Annotated in this window: 20 protein-coding genes; 13 read left to right on the top strand and 7 right to left on the bottom strand. The window is 65.0% G+C overall.

Translation table 11 applies throughout. The annotated features are described in order from the left end of the window. Positions 1 to 13: 13 nt before the first annotated feature. Both CAF92_RS17495 and CAF92_RS17500 read right to left on the bottom strand, forming a co-directional pair. Positions 14 to 1,054 carry an AraC family transcriptional regulator gene (locus CAF92_RS17495; protein ID WP_085601482.1) on the bottom strand — a complete coding sequence of 347 codons (1,041 nt, stop codon included), beginning with the start codon at positions 1,052 to 1,054 and terminating at the stop codon, positions 14 to 16. 4 nt (positions 1,055 to 1,058) lie between these two features. Then, on the bottom strand, positions 1,059 to 2,177 hold the full coding sequence (locus CAF92_RS17500; protein WP_046617249.1) for a nitrilase-related carbon-nitrogen hydrolase: 1,119 nt from the start codon (positions 2,175 to 2,177) through the stop codon (positions 1,059 to 1,061). 191 nt (positions 2,178 to 2,368) lie between these two features. Between CAF92_RS17500 and CAF92_RS17505 the strand changes: the two genes are divergently transcribed. Continuing rightward, a complete protein-coding gene (locus CAF92_RS17505) occupies positions 2,369 to 4,405 on the top strand; it encodes an NADPH-dependent 2,4-dienoyl-CoA reductase (protein ID WP_046617250.1) in 2,037 nt (678 codons plus the stop codon). Positions 4,406 to 4,558: 153 nt separating this feature from the next. Continuing rightward, positions 4,559 to 5,449 (top strand): 1-aminocyclopropane-1-carboxylate deaminase/D-cysteine desulfhydrase, encoded by an 891-nt coding sequence (locus CAF92_RS17510; protein WP_085601483.1) that lies wholly within the window; start codon positions 4,559 to 4,561, stop codon positions 5,447 to 5,449. Here CAF92_RS17510 and CAF92_RS17515 read toward each other — a convergent pair. Together CAF92_RS17515 and CAF92_RS17520 are read right to left on the bottom strand one after the other, a co-directional pair. After that, entirely contained in the window at positions 5,440 to 5,985 is a 546-nt protein-coding gene (locus CAF92_RS17515) for a cytochrome b (RefSeq protein ID WP_085601484.1), read from the bottom strand. The genes CAF92_RS17510 and CAF92_RS17515 overlap by 10 nt on opposite strands. 223 nt (positions 5,986 to 6,208) lie before the next feature. Beyond that, the gene (locus tag CAF92_RS17520; RefSeq protein WP_085601485.1) at positions 6,209 to 7,141 is read right to left on the bottom strand and encodes a DUF1853 family protein; all 933 of its coding nucleotides are present in this window, start codon (positions 7,139 to 7,141) and stop codon (positions 6,209 to 6,211) included. An 88-nt stretch (positions 7,142 to 7,229) separates the two neighbouring features. Between CAF92_RS17520 and CAF92_RS17525 the strand changes: the two genes are divergently transcribed. The 11 genes from CAF92_RS17525 (at position 7,230) to CAF92_RS17575 (ending at position 19,235) form a co-directional block, all read left to right on the top strand. After that, positions 7,230 to 8,120, top strand: a complete 891-nt coding sequence (locus tag CAF92_RS17525) for an NAD(+) kinase (protein ID WP_025338255.1) — start codon at positions 7,230 to 7,232, stop codon at positions 8,118 to 8,120. Beyond that, positions 8,120 to 9,091, top strand: a complete 972-nt coding sequence (locus CAF92_RS17530; RefSeq protein WP_046617078.1) for a metallophosphoesterase — start codon at positions 8,120 to 8,122, stop codon at positions 9,089 to 9,091. The genes CAF92_RS17525 and CAF92_RS17530 overlap by 1 nt, the downstream gene beginning before the upstream one ends. Then, positions 9,088 to 9,975 (top strand): rhomboid family intramembrane serine protease, encoded by an 888-nt coding sequence (locus CAF92_RS17535; protein WP_085601486.1) that lies wholly within the window; start codon positions 9,088 to 9,090, stop codon positions 9,973 to 9,975. Before CAF92_RS17530 ends, CAF92_RS17535 begins: the two co-directional genes overlap by 4 nt. Positions 9,976 to 9,988: 13 nt before the next feature. Further along, positions 9,989 to 10,249 (top strand): YeaC family protein, encoded by a 261-nt coding sequence (locus tag CAF92_RS17540; RefSeq protein ID WP_003260154.1) that lies wholly within the window; start codon positions 9,989 to 9,991, stop codon positions 10,247 to 10,249. Beyond that, complete coding sequence (locus tag CAF92_RS17545; RefSeq protein ID WP_046617080.1) at positions 10,246 to 11,076, top strand: DUF2797 domain-containing protein; 831 nt, start codon at positions 10,246 to 10,248, stop codon at positions 11,074 to 11,076. The genes CAF92_RS17540 and CAF92_RS17545 overlap by 4 nt, the downstream gene beginning before the upstream one ends. 13 nt (positions 11,077 to 11,089) lie before the next feature. Continuing rightward, positions 11,090 to 13,747, top strand: coding sequence for an aminopeptidase N (gene pepN, locus CAF92_RS17550; RefSeq protein ID WP_085601487.1), 2,658 nt, complete (start codon positions 11,090 to 11,092; stop codon positions 13,745 to 13,747). Positions 13,748 to 14,012: 265 nt separating this feature from the next. Further along, positions 14,013 to 15,032, top strand: coding sequence for a YCF48-related protein (locus CAF92_RS17555; protein WP_085601488.1), 1,020 nt, complete (start codon positions 14,013 to 14,015; stop codon positions 15,030 to 15,032). 20 nt (positions 15,033 to 15,052) lie between these two features. Then, on the top strand, positions 15,053 to 17,428 hold the full coding sequence (locus CAF92_RS17560) for an RND family transporter (RefSeq protein ID WP_085601525.1): 2,376 nt from the start codon (positions 15,053 to 15,055) through the stop codon (positions 17,426 to 17,428). A gap of 118 nt (positions 17,429 to 17,546) precedes the next feature. After that, positions 17,547 to 17,837 (top strand): DUF5629 family protein, encoded by a 291-nt coding sequence (locus CAF92_RS17565; RefSeq protein ID WP_025338261.1) that lies wholly within the window; start codon positions 17,547 to 17,549, stop codon positions 17,835 to 17,837. Then, on the top strand, positions 17,803 to 18,933 hold the full coding sequence (locus CAF92_RS17570) for a lactonase family protein (protein WP_256573763.1): 1,131 nt from the start codon (positions 17,803 to 17,805) through the stop codon (positions 18,931 to 18,933). Before CAF92_RS17565 ends, CAF92_RS17570 begins: the two co-directional genes overlap by 35 nt. 122 nt (positions 18,934 to 19,055) lie before the next feature. After that, positions 19,056 to 19,235, top strand: a complete 180-nt coding sequence (locus CAF92_RS17575) for a hypothetical protein (RefSeq protein WP_025338263.1) — start codon at positions 19,056 to 19,058, stop codon at positions 19,233 to 19,235. Between the two features lie 121 nt (positions 19,236 to 19,356). Here CAF92_RS17575 and CAF92_RS17580 read toward each other — a convergent pair whose 3' ends face one another. The 3 genes from CAF92_RS17580 to CAF92_RS17590 are packed head-to-tail and all read right to left on the bottom strand — an operon-like array spanning position 19,357 to position 24,826. Then, positions 19,357 to 19,950: a glutathione S-transferase gene (locus CAF92_RS17580; RefSeq protein WP_046617084.1), complete on the bottom strand. Its 594-nt coding sequence runs from the start codon at positions 19,948 to 19,950 to the stop codon at positions 19,357 to 19,359. Beyond that, positions 19,947 to 23,591, bottom strand: a complete 3,645-nt coding sequence (locus CAF92_RS17585) for an AAA family ATPase (protein WP_085601490.1) — start codon at positions 23,589 to 23,591, stop codon at positions 19,947 to 19,949. Before CAF92_RS17585 ends, CAF92_RS17580 begins: the two co-directional genes overlap by 4 nt. After that, complete coding sequence (locus tag CAF92_RS17590; RefSeq protein WP_085601491.1) at positions 23,588 to 24,826, bottom strand: exonuclease SbcCD subunit D C-terminal domain-containing protein; 1,239 nt, start codon at positions 24,824 to 24,826, stop codon at positions 23,588 to 23,590. The genes CAF92_RS17585 and CAF92_RS17590 overlap by 4 nt, the downstream gene beginning before the upstream one ends. Between the last annotated feature and the right edge of the window lie 168 nt (positions 24,827 to 24,994).

The raw sequence follows: 24,994 nt of genomic DNA on the forward strand, positions 1-24,994 counted from the left end.
ACGCCACCGAGCTCTAGCCCACCCGCCGCTGACTGCGGCGAAACTCCCCCGGTGTAAGGCCCGTCCAGCGCTTGAAAGCGCGCTGGAAGGCCTCGGCCGACGCAAACCCCAGCAGATAGGCAATCTCGCCAAAAGCCAGCTCCGTATCGCGGATGTAGGTTTCGGCAAGGTCGCGCCGTGTTTCGCTGAGCAGGTCGCGAAAACGCGTGCCTTCCTCGGCCAGTTTGCGGCGCAAGGTCCAGGTCGGCAGTTGCAGGTGCAGCGCCACTTCTTCCAGGTCCGGTTCACGGCCACCATTGAGCAAAGGGCCCAACAGGTGGGTGATGCGCTCACCCAGGCTGCGCACCCGCGTACGCTGGAGCATTTCCGCCTCGCACAGCTGCAGCAGGTGCTGCCAGGTGCTGGGGCAGTGCCTGGGGTTGGCCAACTGCAGCGTGGCGCGGCTCAGGCGCAGCTGGTTGCCTTCGGCGGCGAACTGCACGGGAGTGCTGCACAGCGGCTGGTAGCGCGCGGCGTAGGCGGGTGCGGCAAACTCGATTTCCATCTGTTCGGCCTGCACCGCCGTACCGGCCAGGTCGGCAAGCTGGGCGAGCCAGCCGGCGAGTAGCGAATCGACCACGAAACGGTTGTAGGCGTTGTAGGGGCTGATGGAGTAGAAGCGTAGCCAGGCGCCCTGGGCATCTTCCTGGAAACTGGAGTGGCCGCGATAGTTGGCGGCGTACAGCGGCTCGAAGCGCAACAGGGCGCGTGCCGCCTCGCCCAGGTTCGGGGCCTGGGCAGCGGTGACCCCGGCCAGGCCGGCATGCGCCAGGCGGCTCAGGCGCCCCATGTGCAGGCCCAGCGCGGCCTCGCCGGACAGTTCGATGGCGGCGTGCCCCAGGTGCATGTAGCGCGGGATCGACAAGCGCGCACCGGCTTCGCTCAGGCGCGCCGCATCCAGGCCATAGCGGCGCAGCAAAGGTTCGGGGTCGTGGCCCAGTTCGCGCAGGGCCTCGGTCAGCGGCTGGACAAAGCCAACCGAAAGGTCGCCCAGGCGCACGCGGGGGCGGGCCATGGGCTTACAACCACAAATTCAGCAAGCGGGCGCCAGGGCTGGGGGTGCCTGCCAGCAATTCACCCGCCTGGCGGGCAAAGCCCTGGCCGTCGCTGCCCTGTTCCCAGAACTGCCCACGCATGAACACGCTCATGCTGCTGACACCAGCCCCGGCCGCTTCGGTCAGGCGTTGCCAGGCGGCTTGTTCACTGACTTCGCCGCGCTGCAACGCCAGCCCGGCGCTGGCATCCTGGTGGCGATTGCCGCGCCAGGGCGCTTGCCAGCTGCCCCTGCCGCTGAGGAACACCGGGTTGGCGATCAGTTGTACCGCCTGTCGTGCCAGTTGCTGGTGGTTTTCCGGGTACCAACTGTCACTGCCCACCAGCACGCCCAGGCGCCCGGCAGGGGTTTGCAATACCTGCAGCGGGTGCTGGCGGCCATCATGCACATAGCGGCGTGTTTCGCTGTCGGGGAACTGCTGGCGTTGCGGTTGGCCCAGCAGCGAACCGTCGCCGGCGAACACTACGCTACTGTTGAACAATGGGCCGCTGCCGGCATGCAGCACGCCCTGTTTCACGTAAGGGGCGGGCAGCACGATGGAGCCGGCCACCAGGGTGACGTTGAATTCCTTGGCCAGGCCGCCGAACAGTTGCTGGTAGTCCGCGGCCATCTGATCGGCCTTCATGCGCAGGTGCGCGTCGGCACGCCGGTCGTCCCCGTCGGCACGGAGCATGGCCAGGCCATAGCGCAGCGGGTTGCTCAGTTCCAGCCATTGCAGGGCCTCGCGGCTTTGCGTGACCTGGTACAGCTCGTTCTTTTCCCCGCGTGCCCACAGCCAGGTCCCGATGTGCTCTGGTAGCACCACCACCGTACGCGGGCCTACAAGCCCTTGGGTACGGGCCTGCTCCAGGTAGGCCGCGAGCTTGCGGTGCAGGCGCTGCAGGTTCTGGTAGTCGCCCGGGTAGAGCAGCGGTTCGACACCGAGCAGGTTGCCGTGCTCGCCCGGTACGCCGTGGTTAAGTGCCAGTTCGATACGCAGGTCGGACAGGTAGTGGCCTTCCGGGCGCTGCTGGGTCCAGAAACCGTAGCCGCAAAGGGCGGCGATCATCACCAGCGCCAGGGCGCTTGCCAGAAGTTTTCGCATGAAGCAGGACAGCGCCTTGGAAACGGGAGTTTCCTAGGGTAGTCGTGCTGTGCGCGAGGATCAATAACTTGTCAGTTTCGATCATTGAGCCCATTCAAACGGCTGTTTAATGTCGCAGGCAGACAAACGACGGGGCCCGCCAGACGGTGCGGCACCCGCATTCCGTGATCACGCCACCTGGGGACCTTTCCATGGCCGCCGACCGCTACCCGCACCTGCTCGCCCCGCTGGACCTGGGCTTTACCACCTTGCGCAACCGCACCCTGATGGGCTCGATGCACACTGGCCTCGAAGAGCGCCCGGGCGGCTTCGAGCGCATGGCGGCGTACTTTGCCGAGCGCGCCCGCGGTGGCGTCGGCCTGATGGTTACCGGCGGCATCGCGCCCAACGATGAGGGGGGGGTGTATTCCGGGGCGGCCAAGCTCAGCACCGAGGAAGAAGCCGACAAGCACCGCATCGTCACCGAGGCGGTACACGCTGCCGGCGGCAAGATCTGCCTGCAGATCCTGCATGCCGGGCGCTACGCCTACAGCCCGCGCCAGGTGGCGCCCAGCGCGATCCAGGCGCCGATCAACCCGTTCAAGCCCAAGGAACTGGATGAGGCGGGTATCGAAAAGCAGATCGCCGACTTCGTCAATTGCGCGGTGCTGGCCCAGCGCGCCGGTTACGACGGCGTCGAGATCATGGGTTCGGAAGGCTACTTCATCAACCAGTTCCTCGCCGCCCACACCAACCACCGCACCGACCGCTGGGGTGGCAGCTATGAGAACCGCATGCGCCTGGCGGTGGAAATCGTCAGCCGGGTGCGCGGCGCGGTAGGCCCGAACTTCATCATCATCTTCCGCCTGTCGATGCTCGACCTCGTCGAGGGCGGCAGCAGCTGGGACGAGATCGAGCTGCTGGCCAAGGCCATCGAGCAGGCCGGCGCAACCTTGATCAATACCGGCATCGGCTGGCACGAAGCGCGTATCCCGACCATTGCCACCAAGGTGCCGCGCGCGGCATTCAGCAAGGTCACCGCCAAGCTGCGCGGCGTGGTGAACATTCCGCTGATCACCACCAACCGCATCAATACCCCGGAAGTGGCCGAGGCGGTGCTGGCCGAGGGCGATGCCGACATGGTCTCGATGGCCCGGCCGTTCCTTGCCGACCCGGACTTCGTCAACAAGGCCGCTGCCGGCCGCGGCGACGAGATCAATACCTGCATCGGCTGCAACCAGGCCTGCCTGGACCATACCTTTGGCGGCAAGCTGACCAGTTGCCTGGTCAACCCGCGTGCCTGCCACGAAACCGAGCTCAACTACCTGCCCGTGCGCACCGTGAAGCGCATTGCCGTGGTCGGCGCTGGCCCGGCCGGCCTGGCGGCAGCCACGGTGGCGGCCGAGCGCGGCCACGCAGTGACCCTGTTCGATGCCGCCAGCGAGATCGGCGGGCAGTTCAATGTCGCCAAGCGGGTGCCGGGAAAGGAAGAGTTCCATGAAACCCTGCGTTACTTCCGCAACAAGGTCGAAAGCACGGGCGTGGACCTGCGCCTGAACACCCGGGTCGATGTGCAGGCCCTGGTGGACGGTGGCTACGACGAGATCATCCTGGCCACTGGTATTGCCCCGCGCACGCCGGCCATCCCCGGTGTCGAGCATGCCAAGGTGCTCAGCTACCTGGATGTGCTGCTCGAGCGCAAGCCGGTGGGCAAGGCTGTCGCGGTGATCGGTGCGGGTGGCATCGGTTTTGACGTTTCCGAGTACCTGGTGCATCAGGGCGTGGCCACCAGCCAGGACCGTGAGGCGTTCTGGCGGGAGTGGGGCATCGATACCCATCTGCGGGCACGCGGTGGCGTGGCCGGGATCAAGGCCGAGCCGCATGCCCCGGCGCGGCAGGTGTACCTGCTGCAGCGCAAGAAATCCAAGGTGGGTGACGGCCTGGGCAAGACCACCGGCTGGATTCACCGTACCGGGTTGAAGAACAAGCGGGTGCAGATGCTCAACAGCGTCGAGTACCTGGGTATCGACGATGCCGGCCTGCATATTCGCGTGGCCGATGGCGAGCCGCAGGTGCTGGCGGTGGACAACGTGGTGATCTGTGCCGGGCAGGAGCCGCTGCGCGAACTGCAGGACGGGCTGGTGGCGGCGGGGCAGTCGGTGCACCTGATTGGTGGTGCCGATGTGGCGGCCGAGCTGGATGCCAAGCGGGCGATCAACCAGGGTTCGAGATTGGCGGCTGAGCTCTGAGATTGCCGGGGCCGCTTCGCGGCCCTTCGCCGGTAAGCCGGGCTCCCACAGGTACAGCGTGATGCTTGAGGTTGGCGCTGTATCTGTGGGAGCCCGGCTTGCCGGCGATGGGCTGCAAAGCAGCCCCCCGGCTTTCGCTGGTAAACTCGCACAATGCACTTTGACCTACCCCAAGCCCCCCTGCAGCCTCTGATCCTGCCTTGGCTGCAACAAGCCCAGGTAGAAGCCGCCATCCTGCGCCTGGACCTGATCGACCCGCTGATCAGCGGCAACAAGTGGTTCAAGCTGCACCACCACCTGCAGCACGCCTCCGCCATCAAGGCCCCAGGCCTGATAAGCCTCGGCGGCAACCATTCCAACCATCTGCACGCCCTGGCCGCTGCCGGCAAGCGCTTCGGTTTCGCCACCGCCGGCCTGCTGCGTGGCCACGCCCAGAACACGCCAACCGTGCGTGACCTGCAAGCGCTGGGCATGGAACTGCACTGGCTGGGCTATGGCGGCTACCGCGCACGAAACGAAGCGGGTTTCTGGGAGCCCTGGCACGCACACTACCCGGGTTGGCACTGCATCCCCGAAGGGGGCGGCGGGCTGGCCGGTGCACAGGGCTGCGCGCTGGTCATTCAGCAGGCGCGCGCGCAAATCGCCGCGCTGGGCTGGTCGGGCTACGACGCCTGGTGGCTTGCTGCAGGAACGGGAACTACCCTGGCCGGCCTGGTGATGGCCGAGGCGGGCGCACATGTCGTGCATGGCGCATTGGCTGTACCCAGGGATCATGGCGTGCCGGACGCGGTAGCGACACTGGCCGGTGCGCATGGCTACCAGCTGCACGACGCCTGCCGAGGTGGTTTCGGCAAGTTCGACGCTGAGCTGCTGGCGTTCATCGCCGATTGCGAGCGGCACACCGGCGTGCCGCTCGAAGCCCTCTACACCGGCAAGGCCCTGCTGGCCCTGCGTGAGCAGGTCGAGGCCGGGCTTTTCGCGCCCGGCACCCGCCTGATCGTGGTGCACACCGGCGGCCTGCAGGGCCGGCGTGGTTACTTGTAGGGCAGCATGCGCAGCAGCGTGTTGTCGCGCTGCACATAGTGGTGATACAGCCCGGCCAGAGCGTGCAGGCCGATCAGCCAGTAGCCCCAGCTGCCGATGCGTTCATGCCAGCCTTTGATGAACTTGGCCTGGTCCGGGTTCGGGCCGATCAGATGCGGCAGCTCCAGGCCGAAGAACGGCACTGGTTTGTCGGCGGCGCTGAGGATCAGCCAGCCGGCAAGCGGCAGGATGATCATCAGCAGGTACAACGCCAGGTGCATCAGGTGCGCGAGGCCGGTCTGCCAGGCCGCAGGTTTGGGCACGATGGGTGGGGTCGGGCGGCTCAGGCGGATGGCCAGGCGCAACCAGACCAGCACGAACACGCTGAGCCCGAGCATGAAGTGCAGGTCCTTCATCAGGTTGCGTTCGACGCTGTCCTTGGGGAACAGGCCACGCAGTTCGATAAGGGCATAGACAGCTGCCAGCAGCACCAGCATCATCCAGTGCAGGGCGATGGACAAGCGCGCGTAATGGGTCGCGGGGGTGGATGAAACCATGATCGGTCCTCGTCATCAGGTCGGAATGGCGCTCTTGATGGCGCTCAGGTAGTACTGTAATGGCTACGGGGGAACGAATCTTTGCGCCAGGTCTGTGAAAATTGTGTTGTCTGCACCGGCCTCTTCGTGGGTAACCCGCTCCCACAGGTACTGCACAGGTTCTGAATGCTGTGCTGTACCTGTGGGAGCGGGTTTACCCGCGAAGAGGCCGGAACAGCTGACATCATGCCTCGGGGGGAAATGGCCAACTGTCAGCCACTAGAAACACCCGTTCAGCCTCCTGCCAGGCGCCATCTGCTTCTTGCTCCAACCTCACCAGCAACTGCGCCGGAGCCTGCCGCTCCAGCACATGCAGCCATGCCGCAAACTGCTCCACCGCCCAGCACTCATGCGCCTCGACCCGCGCCGGCGCCAGCCAGGCATGCCGTTGCAGCGGCTGCCATCGTTCACCTTCGCCCATGACCCAGTCCCGCCGCCGCAGCCAGCGCCCGTGCAAATGCTGCGGGTTGGCGCCCTGTGGTGGCTGCGCATGCCCAGGCCACGGGTAGAACAGAAAGCCACCCAGCCACACATGCGCCTGCAGCTGCTCCACCCCCAGCCGGGCCAGCACCTCGCGGCTGTGCGCCCCGGCCGACATGGGCAACTGGTGCCGCGCCAGGTGCGCCAGTTTGCTTCCCAGTCGGTCATGGCAGCCCGGCCCCAGCCAGGCGGCGGGGTCGTGCCCGGAATGCTCCGGGCCCAGGTAGAGCTTGATGGCAAGTTCCAGGTGGTGCACGCCGTCGCGGTCGCGCAGCACCACATCCAGCTCGCCCAGGGTGCGTCCGCCGTCGCGAATCGCCAGGTTGGCCGCCAGCAGTTCGATGCCCGGCGCCTGGCCCAGGGCAAATTGCCACAGCCGTTCGTAGTAGTGCCCCAGGCGCCGGCTGCCCAGTTGCGCCAGCCAGTCATGCAGTGGGCGGTCGTCGTCATCCAGCGCCCGCAGCCAGTCCGCCAGGCGCTGTGGCTGGTCCGCCCACAGGCTGCCCGCCAGCGGGTGGCGCTGGGGGCAGGGCGGGGCGCTGAGCAACGGGGGCGACAGCAGGGCCCAGGCCAGGTCGCGCACGTGGGGGCGGTGTAGCTGCCGGGGCAGGTCGTGGAGCAGGGCGAATGGCATCATCCTGCGAGCATAGCCGGTTTGCCGCTACCCGGTGGTTTCGCCCATAATCGCGGCATAGTCACCCGCCGCAGAGCCTCGCAGGAGCCCCATGGAGCAATTTCGCAATATCGGTATCATCGGCCGCCTTGGCAGCTCCCAGGTGCTCGACACCATTCGCCGACTGAAAAAATTCCTCCTCGAGCGCCACCTGCACGTGATCCTCGAGGACACCATTGCCGAAGTGCTGCCTGGCCATGGCCTGCAAACCTCTACCCGCAAGCTGCTGGGCGAGGTCTGCGACCTGGTCATCGTGGTCGGCGGCGACGGCAGCCTGCTGGGCGCCGCCCGCGCCCTGGCCCGGCACAACATTCCGGTGCTGGGCATCAACCGTGGCAACCTGGGCTTCCTCACCGACATCCGCCCCGACGAGCTGGAAGAGAAGGTCGCCGAAGTGCTCGACGGCCACTACCTGGTGGAAAACCGCTTCCTGCTGCAGGCCGAGGTACGCCGCCACAACGAAGCCATCGGCCAGGGTGATGCACTGAACGACGTGGTGCTGCACCCGGGCAAGTCCACGCGCATGATCGAGTTCGAGATCTACATCGACGGCCAGTTCGTCTGCAGCCAGAAGGCCGACGGCCTGATCGTCGCCACCCCCACCGGCTCCACAGCCTATGCCCTGTCGGCCGGCGGCCCGATCATGCACCCCAAGCTCGACGCCATCGTCATCGTGCCAATGTACCCGCATACCCTGTCGGGCCGGCCGATCGTGGTCGACGGCAACAGCGAGCTGAAGATCGTGGTGTCCAAGGACCTGCAGATCTACCCGCAAGTATCCTGTGACGGCCAGAACCACTTCACCTGCGCCCCCGGTGACACCATCACGGTGAGCAAGAAACCGCAGAAGCTGCGCCTGATCCACCCGCTGGACCACAACTACTACGAGGTCTGCCGCACCAAGCTCGGCTGGGGCAGCCGCCTGGGAAGCAGGGACGACTGATGCTCGATCCGGCGCGTAGTTTCGACATCATCGGTGACGTGCACGGTTGTGCGCTGACCCTTGAACGCCTGCTCGACGCCCTTGGTTACAAGCGTGTGGCCGGCGTGTGGTGCCACCCGCGGCGCCAGGCGCTGTTCCTTGGCGACATCGTCGACCGCGGGCCACGCATTCGCGAGGCGTTGCACATCGTCCACGACATGGTCGAGGCCGGCCAGGCGTTCTGCATCATGGGCAACCACGAGTACAATGCCCTGGGCTGGGTTACCCCGGCGCTGCCTGGCAGCGGCAAGGCCTTCGTGCGCGAGCATACGCCGCGCCACGCCCGGTTGATCGACGAAACCCTGACCCAGTTTGCCAACCACCCCGCTGACTGGCACGACTTCGTCAACTGGTTCTACGAGTTGCCGCTGTTCGTCGACGCCGGGCGTTTCCGCCTGGTGCATGCCTGCTGGGACCCGCGGCTGATCGAGCCGCTGCGCCAGCAGTACCCCGACGGTCGTATCGACGAGCACTTCATCCAGGCTTCGGCGGTGAGCGGCAGCTTTGCCGCCACCGTGTGCAACCGCCTGCTGCGCGGTACCGACATGCGCCTGCCGGACGGCCTGACCCTCACCGGTGGCGATGGTCTGACCCGTGCCTTCTTCCGTACCAAGTTCTGGGAAGAGGACCCGCAAACCTACGGCGACATCGTGTTCCAGCCAGACGCTCTGCCTGCGGAAGTGGCCAGCACCCCGCTCAGTCACAGCCAGAAGAACGCCTTGCTGCGCTATGCCGAAGACGAGCCCATGCTGTTCGTCGGCCATTACTGGCGCAGCGGCCGCCCGGCGCCGATCCGCGCCAACCTGGCCTGCCTGGACTACAGCGCCGTGCTCTACGGCAAGCTGGCCGCCTACCGGCTGGATGATGAAACCCGCATCGACCCGCACAAGTTCGTCTGGGTCGATGTGGACCGCCCACAGGCCAACCAATGAACATTATCGAAGTGATGCGCCTGCCGCTGTCGGTCGACCTCAGCGGCTTCGTTCACCTGCTGCAGCGCCTGCAGGTGCCGCACCGGGTCAGCGAGGAAGGCGATGCCCAGGTGCTCTGGGCCCCCGACACCCTGGCCGCAGACGTCCGCGAACTCTACCAGCGCTACCCCGACGGCAACGCCGACCTTGAACTTGCTCAGGACCCTGTGGGAGCGGGTTTACCCGCGAATAGCCCCACACAACCGTCCCTGGCAGAACAGGCCAAAGCCTGCAAAGTCACCACTATCACCCTGCTGCTGTGCTTCATCGTCGCCGGCCTTACCGGCCTGGGCGACAACTTCACCACCATCAGCTGGTTCACCTTCCTCGACTTCCGCGTCCAGGGCGACTACCTGTATTTCAGCCCACTGGCGCAAAGCCTGGACGAAGGCCAGTGGTGGCGCCTGGTATCGCCCATGCTGCTGCATTTCGGCGTGCTGCACCTGGCCATGAACAGCCTGTGGTACTGGGAACTGGGCAAACGCATCGAATTGCGCCAGGGCCCGTGGGCGCTGCTGGGCCTGACCCTGTTGTTCAGCCTGGTGTCCAACCTGGCCCAGCACTTCAGCAGCGGGCCGAGCCTGTTTGGCGGCCTGTCCGGCGTGCTGTACGGCCTGCTCGGGCACATCTGGCTGTGCCAATGGCTGGCACCCGACCGTTACTTCAACCTGCCCAAGGGCGTGCTGGTGATGATGCTGATCTGGCTGGTGGTGTGCCTGAGCGGCGTTATCGACACCCTGGGCCTCGGCCAGATCGCCAATGCCGCCCACGTCGGCGGGCTGCTCATCGGATGCCTGACCGGGCTCTTGGGTGGGGCGCTGGCCCGGCGTAAACTGTCGGCTTGAATCAGGAGACTCTATGTCCACTTTCGCGCAAATGATCGAAAACATTACCCCGGAAATCTACGAAAGCCTGAAACTGGCCGTGGAAATCGGCAAATGGTCGGATGGCCGCAAGCTCACTGCCGAGCAGAAAGAGCTGTCGCTGCAGGCGGTAATCGCATGGGAGATGAAAAACCTCCCCGAAGACCAGCGTACCGGCTACATGGGCCCGCAGGAATGCGCCTCGAAGTCCGCGCCGATCGCCAACATTCTGTTCAAGTCGGACTCGGTACATTGATCGAACTCGCTCGTGGCTCGTTGAGCAAGATGGCGGTAAGCCTGCAGGCACCAGTGGTGCAGTACAGCTTCCGCCTGGATGACACGCAGGTGCCGGTGAACCCGCTGATCGGCCAGCGCCTGCGCCTTGAATACCTCGGCGCCATTCACTGCAGCCATTGTGGCAAGCGCACCAAGACCAGCTTCAGCCAGGGTTACTGCTACCCGTGCATGACCAGGCTGGCCCAGTGCGATGTGTGCATCATGGCTCCGGAAAAATGCCACTACGACGCCGGCACCTGCCGCGAGCCGTCGTGGGGCGAACAGTTCTGCATGACCGATCACGTGGTCTACCTGGCCAACTCGTCGGGGATCAAGGTCGGCATCACCCGCGCCACCCAGCTGCCCACCCGCTGGCTCGACCAGGGCGCCAGCCAGGCCCTGCCGATCATGCGCGTTGCCACCCGCCAGCAGTCCGGCCTGGTTGAAGACCTGCTGCGCAGCCAGGTGCCGGACCGCACCAACTGGCGCACCCTGCTCAAGGGCGATGCCGAGGAGCTCGACCTGGTCGCCATTCGTGAGCAAGTCTTCGACGCCTGCGCAGATGGCCTGCGCGAGCTGCAGGGCCGCTTCGGCCTGCAGGCGATCCAGCCGCTGGCCGATGCCGAAGTGGTGCAGATGAAGTACCCGGTCGAGGCCTACCCGGCGAAGATTGTCAGCTTCAACCTCGACAAGGACCCGGTAGTGGAAGGCACGCTGCTGGGCATCAAGGGCCAGTACCTGATCTTCGACACCGGTGTGATCAATATTCGCAAGTACACGGCCTACCAGTTGGCCGTGCTCCAGTAAAAAGGACCTGCACATGCGTACCGAACAACCGCAAGTGATCTACCTCAAGGATTACCAGGCGCCCGAGTACCTGATCGACGAGACGCACCTGACCTTCGAGCTGTTCGAGGACCACACCCTGGTCCACGCGCAACTGGTCATGCGCCGCAACCCGGCACGCGGTGCCGGCCTGCCGCCATTGGAGCTCGATGGCCAGCAGCTGGAACTGCTGCGCGCCTCGCTGGATGACCAGGAGCTGCAGCCGGGCGACTACCAGCTCGATGCCGACAGCCTGACCGTGCAGCCCAAGGCCGAGCGCTTCACCCTCGACACCAGCGTGAAGATCCACCCCGAGAGCAACACCGCACTGGAAGGCCTGTACAAGTCGGGCAAGATGTTCTGCACCCAGTGCGAGGCCGAAGGCTTCCGCAAGATCACCTACTACCTCGACCGCCCGGACGTGATGAGCACCTTCACCACCACGGTCATCGCCGAACAGCATCGCTACCCGGTATTGTTGTCGAACGGCAACCCGATCGGTAGCGGGCCGGCAGACGATGGTCGCCACTGGGCGACCTGGGAAGACCCGTTCATGAAGCCGGCTTACCTGTTCGCCCTGGTGGCCGGTGATTTGTGGTGCGTCGAGGACAGCTTCACCCGCCAGTCCGGCCGTGATGTGACCCTGCGCATCTACGTCGAGCCCGAGAACATCGACAAGTGCGACCACGCCATGGTCAGCCTGAAGAAGTCCATGCGTTGGGACGAAGAAGTCTATGGCCGCGAGTACGATCTGGACATTTTCATGATCGTCGCGGTCAACGACTTCAACATGGGCGCCATGGAAAACAAGGGCCTGAACATCTTCAACTCCAGCTGTGTGCTGGCCCGTGCTGAAACGGCCACCGATGCTGCCCACCAGCGCGTCGAAGGTGTGGTTGCCCACGAGTATTTCCACAACTGGTCGGGCAACCGCGTCACTTGCCGTGACTGGTTCCAGCTGTCGCTGAAAGAAGGCTTCACGGTGTTCCGCGATGCCGAGTTCAGCGCCGACATGAACTCGCGCACGGTCAAACGCATCGAAGACGTGGCCTACCTGCGTACTCACCAGTTCGCCGAAGATGCTGGCCCCATGGCCCACCCGGTACGCCCGGACAGCTTCATCGAGATCTCCAACTTCTACACCCTGACCGTGTACGAGAAAGGCGCCGAAGTGGTGCGCATGGTTCGTACCCTGCTGGGCGCAGACGGCTTCCGCAAGGGCAGCGACCTGTACTTCGAACGCCACGATGGCCAGGCGGTGACCACCGACGATTTCATCAAGGCCATGGAAGACGCCAACGGTGTCGACTTCACCCAGTTCAAGCGCTGGTACAACCAGGCCGGCACCCCACGCCTGGAAGTCAGCGAGGCCTATGACGCGGCCGCGCAGACCTACAGCCTGACCTTCCGTCAGAGCTGCCCGCAGACCCCGGACAAGGTCGAAAAACTGCCGTTCGTGATCCCGGTGGAACTTGGCCTGCTGGATACCGCAGGCAACGACCTGCCGCTGCAACTGGCCGGCGAAGCGACAGCGCACGGCACCAGCCGCGTGCTGTCGGTGACCGAGGCCGAGCAGACCTTCACCTTCCAGGGCATCCAGGCCAAGCCGCTGCCGTCGCTGCTGCGCGGTTTCAGTGCACCGGTCAAGCTGAGCTTCCCCTACGACCGCGACCAGCTGATGTTCCTGATGCAGCACGACAGCGACGGTTTCAACCGCTGGGAGGCGGGGCAGCAGTTGTCGGTGCAGGTGTTGCAGGAGCTGATCGGCCAGCATCAGCGTGGCGAAGCACTCACGCTCGATCAGCGCCTGATCACCGCCCTTGGCACCGTGCTCGGCAACGAGTCGCTGGACCCTGCCATGGTTGCCGAAATGCTCTCGCTGCCGGGTGAGGCCTACCTCACCGAGATCAGCCAGGTGGCCGACGTGGACGCCATCCACGCCGCCCGCGAGTTCGCCCGCCAGCAGATCGCCGAGCAGCTGTTCGACGCCCTGTGGGCGCGCTACAAGGCCAACCGCGAAGTGTCGCGCAGCACCGCCTACGTGGCCTCGGCCGAGCACTTTGCCCGCCGCAGCCTGCAAAACATCGCCCTCTCTTACCTGATGCTGAGTGGCAAGCCACAGGTGCTGGAAGCGACCCTGGAGCAGTTCGAGCACTGCGACAACATGACCGAGCGCCTGACCGCGCTGGCAGTGCTGGTCAACTCGCCGTTCGAAGCCGAGCGGGCCAAGGCGCTGGAAGCCTTTGCCGAGCACTTCAAGGACAACCCGCTGGTCATGGACCAATGGTTCAGCGTGCAGGCGGCCAGCGCGCTGCCGGGCGGGTTGGCGCGGGTCAAGGCGCTGATGCAGCATCCGGCGTTCACCCTGAAGAACCCGAACAAGGTACGTGCGCTGATCGGCGCCTTTGCCGGGCAGAACCTGGTCAACTTCCATGCGGCGGATGGCTCCGGCTACCGCTTCCTGGCGGACCTGGTGATCGAGCTGAATGCGCTGAACCCGCAGATCGCCTCGCGGCAACTGGCGCCGCTGACACGCTGGCGCAAGTATGACGATGCGCGTCAGGCCCTGATGAAGGGCGAGCTGGAGCGGATTCTGGCTTCTGGTGAGCTGTCCAGTGATGTGTACGAGGTTGTGAGCAAGAGCCTGGCTTGAGGTTTCCGTAGCCTGAGCCGACCTCTTCGCGGGTAAATCCGCTCCCACAGGTGCTGCACTGCTTTCATGGGCGGTGGAGGACCTGTGGGAGCGGGTTTACCCGCGAAGCTTTTTGGGCCGATAACAAAACATAACACCCCGTTCGTTGTGTTCCCGCAAACATCCCCGCTACGATCCCCTCAAGCTATTGCAGGCCTCTAGATCAGGCTTTTCGCAGTACGTGCAGTGCATTGACCCGCCAAATAAAAACACAAAGGGGACAGTCATGAGGGAACAGAACAGGCGCTTTGCCTGGCCATTGGCAGCCGGCGCGGTACTGGCGCTGGGGCTTGGCGTGTGGGCTGACAGCGTGCAAGCCGCTGCCGCCGACGAGTATTCCACCGAATCGGCCAAGGCCAGCCAAAGCCTGCTGATCGACGCCACCCATGCCGGCAAGCGCCTGGTGGTGGTGGGCGATCGCGGTCATATCCTGTTCTCTGACGACCAGGGCAGAACCTGGACCCAGGCGCGGGTGCCCACCCGGCAACTGCTCACCGCGGTGTTTTTCCTCGACGACAAGCACGGATGGGCCGTCGGCCACGATGCGCTGGTGCTCGCCAGCAGCGATGGTGGTGCCACCTGGAGCAAGCAATTCGAAGACCTGTCCCGCGAAGCACCGTTGCTCGATGTCGTCTTCCTCGATGCTCGGCACGGCTTTGCCGTAGGTGCCTACGGCGCCTTGCTGGAGACCACCGACGGTGGCCAGCACTGGCAGGACGTGGCCGAGCGCCTGGACAACCCCGACCAGCTGCACCTGAACGGTATCGCCCAGGTGCGCGACGCAGGCCTGTTCATCGTCGGCGAGCAGGGTGGCATGTTCCGCTCCGCCGACAACGGCCAGACCTGGGCCAAGGTCCAGGGCCCTTACGAGGGCTCGCTGTTCGGCGTGATCGGCACTGCCCGGCCGCACACCCTGCTGGCCTACGGCCTGCGCGGCAACCTGTTCCGTTCCACCGATTTTGGTGACAGCTGGCAGCCGATCGAGCTCAAGGTCGCACGTGGCACCCTCGAATTCGGCCTGGCAGGCGCTACGCTTGTCGAGGACGGTAGCCTGGTGCTGGTCGGCAATGGCGGCAGCGTGCTGCGCAGTACCGATGATGGCCAGACCTTCAATGTCTACAACCGCGCCGACCGCATTGCCCTGGCCGGCGTCAGCGGCCTGGCCAATGGCGGCCTGCTGCTGGTAGGGCAGGGTGGCGTGCACCTGGCTGACTCGCAGGGTGCTGACCAGGAGGTGCGTCCATGACCAGCAGGGAGAGCATCACCATGCACCCGCATCACCAGGACAAGGCCACGCTGCTCGAACGCCTGATCTTCAACAACCGCCCGGTGGTCATCGCCCTGTGCGTGCTGGTCAGCATCTTCCTGTTCTGGCAGGCCACGCAGATCCGCCCGTCCACCAGCTTCGAGAAGATGATCCCGCTGCAGCACCCGTTCATCGAGCAGATGATGGAGCACCGCAACGACCTGGCCAACCTCGGCAACACCGTGCGCATTTCGGTGGAGGCAGTGAATGGCGACATCTTCGACAAGGACTACATGGAGACCCTGCGGCAGATCCATGACGAAGTGTTCTATATCCCTGGCGTCGACCGTGCCGGGCTGAAGTCGCTGTGGAGCCCCAGCGTGCGCTGGAGCGAGGTCACCGAGGAAGGTTTCTCCGGTGGCGAGGTGATTCCCAACACCTACAACGGCTCGCAGGACAGCCTCGACACCCTGCGCGACAACGTGCTCAAGTCGGGCCAGGTGGGGCGCCTGGTGGGCAACAACTTCAAGTCCAGCATCGTCGATGTGCCGCTGCTGGAGAGCTACCCAGACCCGCAGGACCCGGGCAGGCAGGTGAAGCTGGACTATCAGCAGTTCTCGCACCAGCTGGAAGAAAAGATTCGTGACAAGTTCCAGGCGCAGAACCCCAACGTGAAGGTGCACATCGTCGGCTTCGCCAAGAAGGTCGGCGACCTGATCGACGGCCTGGTGATGGTGGCGATGTTCTTCGGCGTCGCACTGGCCATCACCTGGGTGCTGTTGTACTGGTTCACCTGGTGCATCCGCAGCACCATCGCCGTGCTCATCACCACCCTGGTGGCGGTGGTCTGGCAGCTGGGGCTGATGCATGCGGTGGGCTTTGGCCTGGACCCGTACTCGATGCTGGTGCCGTTCCTGATCTTCGCCATCGGCATTTCCCACGGGGTGCAGAAGATCAACGGTATCGCCCTGCAGTCGAGTGACGCCGACAACGCGCTGACCGCCGCCCGGCGCACCTTCCGCCAGCTGTTCCTGCCGGGGATGATCGCCATCCTTGCCGACGCCGTGGGCTTCATCACCTTGCTGATAATCGACATCGGGGTGATCCGTGAACTGGCCATCGGTGCGTCCATCGGTGTGGCGGTGATCGTGTTCACCAACCTCATCCTGCTGCCGGTAGCCATTTCCTATGTCGGCATCAGCAGGAAGGCCGTCGAGCGCAGCAAGCAGGACGCCACCCGCGAGCACCCGTTCTGGCGCCTGCTGTCGAACTTCGCCAGTGCCAAGGTGGCGCCAGTATCGGTGGCCTTGGCGCTGGTCGCCTTCGCCGGTGGCCTGTGGTACAGCCAGAACCTGAAGATCGGCGACCTCGACCAGGGCGCGCCGGAGCTGCGCCCCGACTCGCGCTACAACCAGGACAACAACTTCATCATCAGCAACTACTCGACCAGTTCCGATGTGCTGGTGATCATGGTCAAGACCCCGCCGGAAAGCTGCTCGATCCACTCGACCATGGCGCCGATCGACGAGCTGATGTGGACCATGCAGAACACCCCAGGCGTGCAGTCGGCGATTTCCCTCGTGACCGTGTCCAAGCAGGTGATCAAGGGCATGAACGAGGGCAGCCTGAAATGGGAAACGCTGTCGCGCAACCCTGACATCCTCAACAACTCCATCGCCCGCGCCGATGGCCTGTACAACGGCGACTGCTCGCTGGCGCCGGTGCTGGTGTTCCTCAACGACCACAAGGCCGAAACCCTGGAGCGGGTCACTGCCGTGGCCAAGGCGTTTGCCGACAGCCACAACAAGGAAGGCCTGCAGTTCCTGCTGGCGGCGGGCAACGCCGGGATCGAGGCGGCGACCAACGAGGTGATCAAGTCGGCCGAGCTGACCATCCTGATCCTGGTGTACATCTGCGTGGCGGTGATGTGCCTGATTACCTTCCGTTCGTTTGCCGCCACCCTGTGCATTGTCCTGCCGCTGGTGCTGACCTCGGTGCTGGGCAACGCGCTGATGGCCTACATGGGCATCGGGGTCAAGGTGGCGACCTTGCCGGTGGTGGCGCTGGGTGTGGGCATCGGCGTGGACTATGGCATCTACATCTACAGCCGGCTGGAAAGCTTCCTGCGCGCCGGGTTGCCGTTGCAGGAGGCTTATTACGAGACCTTGCGCTCGACCGGCAAGGCGGTGCTGTTCACCGGGTTGTGCCTGGCCATCGGCGTGTGCACCTGGATCTTCTCGGCGATCAAGTTCCAGGCGGACATGGGGCTGATGCTGACCTTCATGCTGCTGTGGAACATGTTCGGTGCGCTGTGGCTGTTGCCGGCGCTGGCAAGGTTCCTGATCAAGCCCGAGAAGATGGTGGGCAAGGAGGGGGGCTCCATTTTTGCTCATTGAATCGTTGGGGGCTCCTACAGGGGACCGCGAACCTTCTGTAGGAGCAGCCTTGTGCTGCGAATGGGCTGCAAGGCAGCCCCAGGGCTATAATGCCGGCTCATTTCAGATTGGTACCCCCATGTCCCCCCTCGCCACCGCCCTGCAGTCCTGTGACATGCTCCTGATCGACGGCCTGCACGCTTTCGACTTCACCTCCGATGAATCCGGCCTCACCATCGAATGCATGGACGGCCGCCAGCTCCGCCGCTGGTCCTTCACCCCCGAGCAGATCACTGCTGCCATCGCCGTGGGTGACGAGTGGCAACTCGACGATGCCAACGGCGAGCATCGACTAGTCTGTATGAGTGCCTTTCGTGCCCCGGATGATGATGAAGATGAATCGGATCTGGACGAGCCTGCTGACCGCTAGCCTGATGAGCATGACCCTCCACGCCCACGCCGCCACCTTGTTGGTGGGCAGTTACACCGATGGCGCCAGCCAGGGCATCTACCGTTATCGGTTTGACGAAAAGACCGGCCATATCGACCCTGCGCCGCAGCAGGTGGTGAAGAGTGTCAGCCCTTCCTGGCTGGTACTGTCGGCCGATCAACGCCAGCTGTTCGCAGTCAATGAAACCCCGAACGGCCATGCCAGCAGTTTCAGCGTCAGTGCAAAAGGCGAGATCAAGCCCCTCAACCAGGTGGCCAGCCAAGGTGACGAGCCGACTCACGCCAGCCTCAGCCAGGACCAGCGTTACCTGTTCGTGGCCAACTACGCGGTCCAGCCCGACCCCGGCGGCAGCCTGGTGGTAATCCCGGTGGCCAAGGACGGCAAGCTCAAGCCAGTGGTGCAACAGGCCCGGCACAAGGCGAGTGGGGTCAACCCCGAGCGCCAGGTCGGCGCTCATGTGCATTCGCTGGTGTTGTCACCGGACGGTCGCCACCTGTATGCCAGCGACCTGGGTGCCGACAAGGTGTTCATCTACCGCTACGACGGTGCCAGCGCAGACCACCCGCTGACGCCGGCGATCCCCGCGTCGGTGGACCTGCCGCCGGGCAGCGGGCCGCGCCACCTGTTGTTCGACGCCAAGGGCCGGCACGCCTACCTGACCCTGGAGATGACTGCCGAAGTGGTGATGTTCGATGTGCAGGAGGGCAACCTGGTCGAGCGCCAGCGCCTGCCCCTGACCGAGAGCAGGGAAGCTGCGGCTAAAGCGGCAGGTGGCTTGCATCTGTCGGCGGACGGGCGCTTCCTTTATGTGAGCAACCGTGGCACGGTCAACGAGATCGTGGTGTTCAGCGTGGGCAAGCAGGACGGCCAGTTGGCATTCCTGCAGCGCCGTTCGGTGGAGGGTGATCACCCCCGCGAGTTCGCCCTCGACCCGAGTGACAACTTCCTGCTGGTGGCCAACCAGAAGAGCAACCAGATCGTGGTGATACGCCGCGATCCGCGCAGCGGCCGCCTGTTGGAGACGGTACAGATACTGAAGCAGGATGCGCCGTCGGACCTGAAGTTCATCGAGTGATATCGATCGGCGTGATAATCGATACTGCCGCAATGAATTTTTGCCTGCGGCTTCGGCGGCGTAAGTTTGACCCAAGGCCCAAACGGGCCAACGTCAAACCACCGCCGTCGAGGTCAGCCCAGATGAACTTCAATCTCTTCCCGGTCATTGCCGCATCCGCCATTTCCGCTTCGGTCGTATTGCCGACGCATGCCCATGCCGACAGCAGCGGCAAGGCATCCGCCACCCATAGCTACACCGAACAGTACCTGCGCCAGAGTGCCAATTTCCATGCGGCATTGAGTGGCAAGCACAACCACTGAATCCTGTACTGGCCCTATCGCCGGCAAGCCGGCTCCCACAGGGGTTGAGCAGGCCTCAGGTCCAGCACCGTACCTGTGGGAGCTGGCTTGCCGGCGATAGGGCCAGTACAGGAAACAGGGTTCATTTGGCCATTACGGCCTTGAACAGCTCCGAAGCCAACCACCCCTCCAGCCAGCTCCGCACTCGCGGATAAGCCGCCTCGGCGAACCACTGCGGTTCGACCCCGGCAAACTGGCGCATCAGGGGCAGCAATGCGGCATCGGCAATGCTCGGGTGCGTGGCCAGCAAGTAGGGCCTGCCCGCCAGCAGGCCTTCGAGCTCCGCCAGCCAGGCCTCGGCCTGCTGGCGGTAATGCTCGCGGGTATGCTCGGGGTAGCGCTCGGCATACTTGTACAGGTTTACCTGCCCCTTGAACGTGCTGTCGTTGCGCGCAATCAGTGTTTCAGCCTGCTGCGCCGCCGCAGGGTCGCCCTGCAGTCGCCAGTCCTGTGGGTCGTTTTGCGCCAGCGCCCAGCGCATGATGTCCAGGCTTTCTTCGAGCACTCCGGCACCGGTATCCAGTACCGGCACCGTGCCCTTGGGTGACAAGGCCAGCAGTTGCGCCGGCTTGTTCTTCATCGCCACCTCGCGAATCTCCACCTCGCACCCCGCATAGCGCAGGGCCAGGCGCGCGCGCATGGCCCAGGGGCAGCGGCGGAACGAGTAGAGGATCACCCGCACACCTCCACGTCACTCAGGCCATTGCCTTGGCGGCGCACCTGGATCTGCACCGGGATGCGTTCGTGCATTTCCTGCACGTGGGAAATAACCGCCACCTTGCGGCCCTGAGCTTGCAAACCGTCGAGGGCGTCCATGGCCAGTTGCAGCGACTCGGGGTCGAGGCTGCCGAAGCCTTCGTCGATGAACAGCGATTCGATACGCAGCGTGCTGGAGGCCATCGAGGCCAGGCCCAGGGCCAGGGCCAGCGACACCAGGAAGGTTTCCCCGCCAGACAGCGAGTGCACCGAACGCAGTTCGTCACCCATCTCGGTGTCCAGCACCAGCAGGCCGAGGGCGCTGCCGCCGCGCTTGAGGCGGTAGCGGCGGGCCAGCTGGCGCAACTGGGCGTTGGCGTGGTGCAGCAGCAGGTCGAGGTTGTAGCCCTGGGCGATCTTGCGGAACACATCGCCCGAGGCCGAACCGATCAGGGCGTTCAGGCGAGCCCAGCGTTGCCACTGCTGATGGGCCTGGTCGATTTCCGCCGCCAGCGCCTGGTGCGCCTGTTGGCGACGCTGGTCATCGGCCTGCTGTGCACGCAGTTCGGCGCATTGCTGCTCGTGGCCGGCCAAGCGTTCGCGCAGCTCGGCCAGGGCCTGTTCCAACGCGTCGGCAGAGGTGTCCACGGTCATTTGCGCAGCATGTTGCTGCAGGCGTTGTTCACGTTCCTGCAGCAGCACGCGGCCCTGTTCGATGGCTTTTTCCGCCCCTTGCAGGCGCTGGCGCAGTTCATTGACTTGCGTGTCATCCATGCTCAGCAGGCGATTCAGGCCGGCGTCGTCCAGTTCCGGGTGTTCTGCGCGCCACTGGGCGATCTGGCCCTGCAACTGCTGGCACTCGGCATCCAGCGCCTGCTGCTGCTGGGTGTTGGCCTTGAGTTCGCTGGCCAGTTGCACGCCTTGGGTGCGCAGGTCCTGCAGGCGCTGGGCAGTGTCGGCGTCGAGGGCGCGGGCCTGCTCCAGCGTGGCGTCCATGTGCTGTTGCCAGGCTTCGGCGCTGTCGTGCTCGCCCAGCAGTTCGCCGAGCGAAGCCTGGGCCTGTTGGCGCTGTTCGTCGAGGGCGGCAAGTGTGTGCTGCAACTGCTGCAGGGTCTGAATGCGAGCCTGTTGCTGGTCACGCAGTTTGTCCAGCTGGGCCTGGCGGGCTTGCTGTTCTTCCTGTTCGTCCTTGCGCTGCTCGAGTTGCTGCAGGCGCTGGGCAATCTGCTGGTCCAGAGCGAGGAAGGCATTGGCCGGGTCGTCGTTCAAGGCCTTGAGGGCCTCTTCGGGCAACACCCCGGCCAGGTCGTCAAGGCCTTGCTGCAACTGCTGCTCGTCGCTGGCCAGGGCCTGGTGCTGTTGCTCCAGGTGGCGCTGGGCTTGCTGTTGCGCCTGTTGGGCAGCCTGCAGTTGCTGGTTGAGACGGGCTGCATCTTTTTGCAGGGCGAGCAGGGCGCTCTGGCGTTTCTCATCCTGGCCGATTTCTTCGTCCAGGCGTCGCAGCTGGCTGTCGAGCCAGGCACTGCGGGCCTTGTCGTCTTGCGGGGCCAGGGCCGGCCACAGGCTGTGTGCCTGCACCTGGGCTACCAGCGGTTGCAGCTGTTCGCCCAGTTGCTGCTGTTGCTGCTGGAAGTCCTTGAGCTGGGCGTTGACCACGCCCAGCTGAGTGCGCAGCTCAACCAGCTTGCTGTTGAGGGTTTCGACCTGCTTCTGCGCGGCATCTTCCTCGGCCTGATCATGGCGACCCAGGCTTTGCAGCAGCGCTTCTGGCTGGTGAAACGGGTGCTCGGCGCTGCCACACACCGGGCAGGGTTCGCCATCGCGCAACTGGCCGCGCAACTCTTCGACGCTGGTATTGCGTGCCAGGCGCTGGCGTTCCAGCAACTGGCGGGTGAGGTTGAGCGCTTGCTCGGCGGCCTCCAGCTCGGCCTTGGCGGCGGTGCCTTCGGTAATCAGTTGCTGGCGCTGCTGCATGGCCTGCTGCTGACGCACGCGCACGGCCTCCAGCTGCTGGCGCAGTTCCAGTTCGCGGCCATGTAGGCGTGACAGCTCTTCCACGGCGCGCTGCTGCTTGCGGTTGTCCTGCAGCATGCCACCCAGCAGGTCGATCTGTTCTGCCAGGGCCTGGGGTTCGGCCTTGGCTTCGCGGAACAGCAGTTCGAAGGCATCGCGCTCGGCCTGCAAGTGCGCATTGGCCTGGCTGGCCTGGGCCTGCAGGCCGGGCAATTCTTCGCGGCCCTTGGCCAGGCGGCCACCGATCAGCATCACTTGCTTCAGCTGCGGCAGGTAGGCGTGCCAGGCATTGGCCAGGCCCGCCAGGTGCTGGCTGTCGGCGAGCGCGGTATCGATCTGCGCCAGTTGCTGCAGGCTGCGCTGCTGGTTGTCTTCCAGCTGCTGCAGGTGCTGTTGGCCTTCGGCGACCTGCTGCTCGGCCTGCTGGCCGGCACTGCGCTGTGCTGCCAGCTCCTGGTCCAGGCGGGCCAGGTTGTCCTGGGCGGCAAAGGCCTGGCGCAGGCGAGGGGCGTTTTCGCTGTGTTGGGCCAGGCTATCGGCAAGTGCCTGACGCGCGGCGTCCAGCGCCTGTTCGAGCTCGCTGGTGCGTACCTGCAGCTCGGCTTGCTGCTGCTGTTGCTCGGCGATCTTCGCTGCCAGCGGTGCCAGTTGCGCGGTCAGTGTCTGCTGGCGGTGGAACTGGTGACGCTGCGGGGCCAGGCGCTCCAGGCGCACCAGGTCCAGGCGCTGGTCAGCCAGTTGTTGCCAGTCCTGTTCGGCGGCCTGCAGCGCAGTGCCGGCTTCGGCGTGCTGGGCCTGCAGTTGGCGCTGCACGCTCAGCCAGTTGCGTTGCTGTTCCAGCTGGCGCTCGCCGGCCTGGTCGGCCTTGAACTGCAATTGCGCCTGCTCCAGGCGCTGGTCGAGCTCGGCGCGTGCTTCGGCGGCCATCGGCAGCAGGTGGCTGGCACGGTCCTTCAGGGCGTTGTGGGCCTCGCCGGCTTCGCGTGCCTTGCTGAAGGCGCGCTGGCCCAGGCGGGTGTAGATGGCGGTGTTGGTAAGCTTTTCCAGCAGCTCGCTGCGTTCTTTGTCGTCGGCCTTGAGGAAGGCGCCGAATTCGCTCTGGGCCAGCATCACCGCGCGGGTGAACTGTTCGAAGTTCAGGCCCAGGCGGGCTTCGACCAGTTGTTTGTATTCGTTCTTGCCGCTGCCCAGTACCTGCTCGCTGTCCAGGTCGTAGAAGCTCTGGCGGCTGTGCTGCAGCTTGCCGTTTGCCTTGTCGCGGGCGCGGTTGGCTTCCCAGCGGGCGCGGTAGCGGCGGCCATCGATGCCGACGAAATCGACTTCGGCAAAGCCACTGCCGGTGCCGCGGCGCAGCAGGTTGCGCGGGTCGGAGGTAGGGATTTCACCGTCGGCGTCGGGCACCTTGGCTTCGCGGCCAATGTCGTTCAGCCGTGGCACGGTGCCGAACAACGCCAGGCAAAGGGCGTCGAGCAGGGTACTCTTGCCCGCCCCGGTAGGCCCGGTGATGGCGAACAGGCCGGCGCTGGCCAGCGGCTCGGCGGTGAAATCGATATCGACCGGGCCAGCCAGGGATGCCAGGTTCTTCAGGCGGATGGCGAGAATCTTCATGGCTGTTCCTCTTCCTGCTGCACGTCCTGCAACAGCAGGGCGAAGTCGGCCAGCGCCTGTTCGTCGGCGGGGTTGCCATAGGCCTGCTCCCAGGCACGGCTGAACAGGTCCTGCGGGGTCATCTGGGCCAGTTCGACAAAGGCCAGGTCATCGTCTTCGGTATTGTTGCGGCCGGCGTATTCGGCGCTGATGCGGATCAAGCGCACGGCCTTGCCTTGCAGTGCGGTTTCGATCTGCTGGCGCAGGTCGGGTTGCGGCTCGTCCAGTATCACCCGCACCTCCAGCCAGGGCTGGCGATTGGGGTCTTCGAGCAGGTCGACCACTGGCAGATCGGCCAGCTGTTCCAGCAGTTCGCCCAGTGGTGCCGGGCCGACCCGTTGCAGGGCTACGGCGCGCGGTACCGGGCGCGGTTCGACGCTGATCAGGCCGGTGCCGTCCAGCTCCACTTCCAGCACCTGGTGCGGGTAGTTGATTTCGGCGAACGACAGCGGGATCGGCGAGCCGCTGTAGCGGATGCGTTCTTCGCGGTTGACCTTCTGCGGCTTGTGCAGGTGGCCCAGGGCGACGTAACTGATGGCCTTGTCGAACAGCTTGGCCGGCAGCGCCTCGGCGTTGCCGATGATCAGGCTGCGCTCGGAGTCCTCCGACACCGCACCACCGGCCATGTGCGCGTGGCTGATGGCGATCAGCGCCTGGTCCTTCTTGCGCTTTTTTTGCGCGGCGGCGATCAGTTGCTGGTGCACCTGGGTGATGCCTTGCAGGTAGTCGTCGCCCAATTGCGGGCCGGTCACCTCGGCCGGGCGCAGGAAGGGCAGGGCCAGGCACCAGGCAGCGACCTTGCCACGGCCGTTGGTCAACGGAATCAGCAGGCGCTCGGCGTCCAGCTGGCCCTCGTCCAGCCAGTGCACACGGCCCAGGGCATGGGTGCGCAGGCGGCGCATCAGCGCCGCGGGCAGCTCGATGCGCGAGCCGGAGTCGTGGTTGCCGGCGATCATCACGATGTCCAGCTTCGGCTGTTGCTCGTGGGCCTGGACGATGAAGTCGTAGAGACGTTCCTGGGCTTTGACCGGCGGGTTGACCGTGTCGAAGATATCGCCGGCGATCAGCAGCGCATCCGGCTGGCGCAGGCGCAGCTGGCCGAGCAGCCAGTCGAGGAAGCAGGCGTGTTCGAAGTCGCGTTCCTGGCCGTGCAGGCTTTGGCCCAGGTGCCAGTCGGAGGTATGAAACAGACGCATGGATGACCTGTTGGTGTCGAGTCGAGCAAGCGGGGAAAGGGCGGTATGGTAACCCAAGCATGGGGCTAACAGGTGCTCGCCTGAAGATGTATGGCGCTCGATCTCTCAGGCGCTGAAAGTGTGTCAGCGAACGCCTGACAGCCTTGATGCGATCACGCTTTCTGCAGT

This window comes from Pseudomonas sp. B10(2017) (genome assembly GCF_002113295.1).
GTDB classification, from domain to species: Bacteria; Pseudomonadota; Gammaproteobacteria; order Pseudomonadales; family Pseudomonadaceae; genus Aquipseudomonas; species Aquipseudomonas pudica.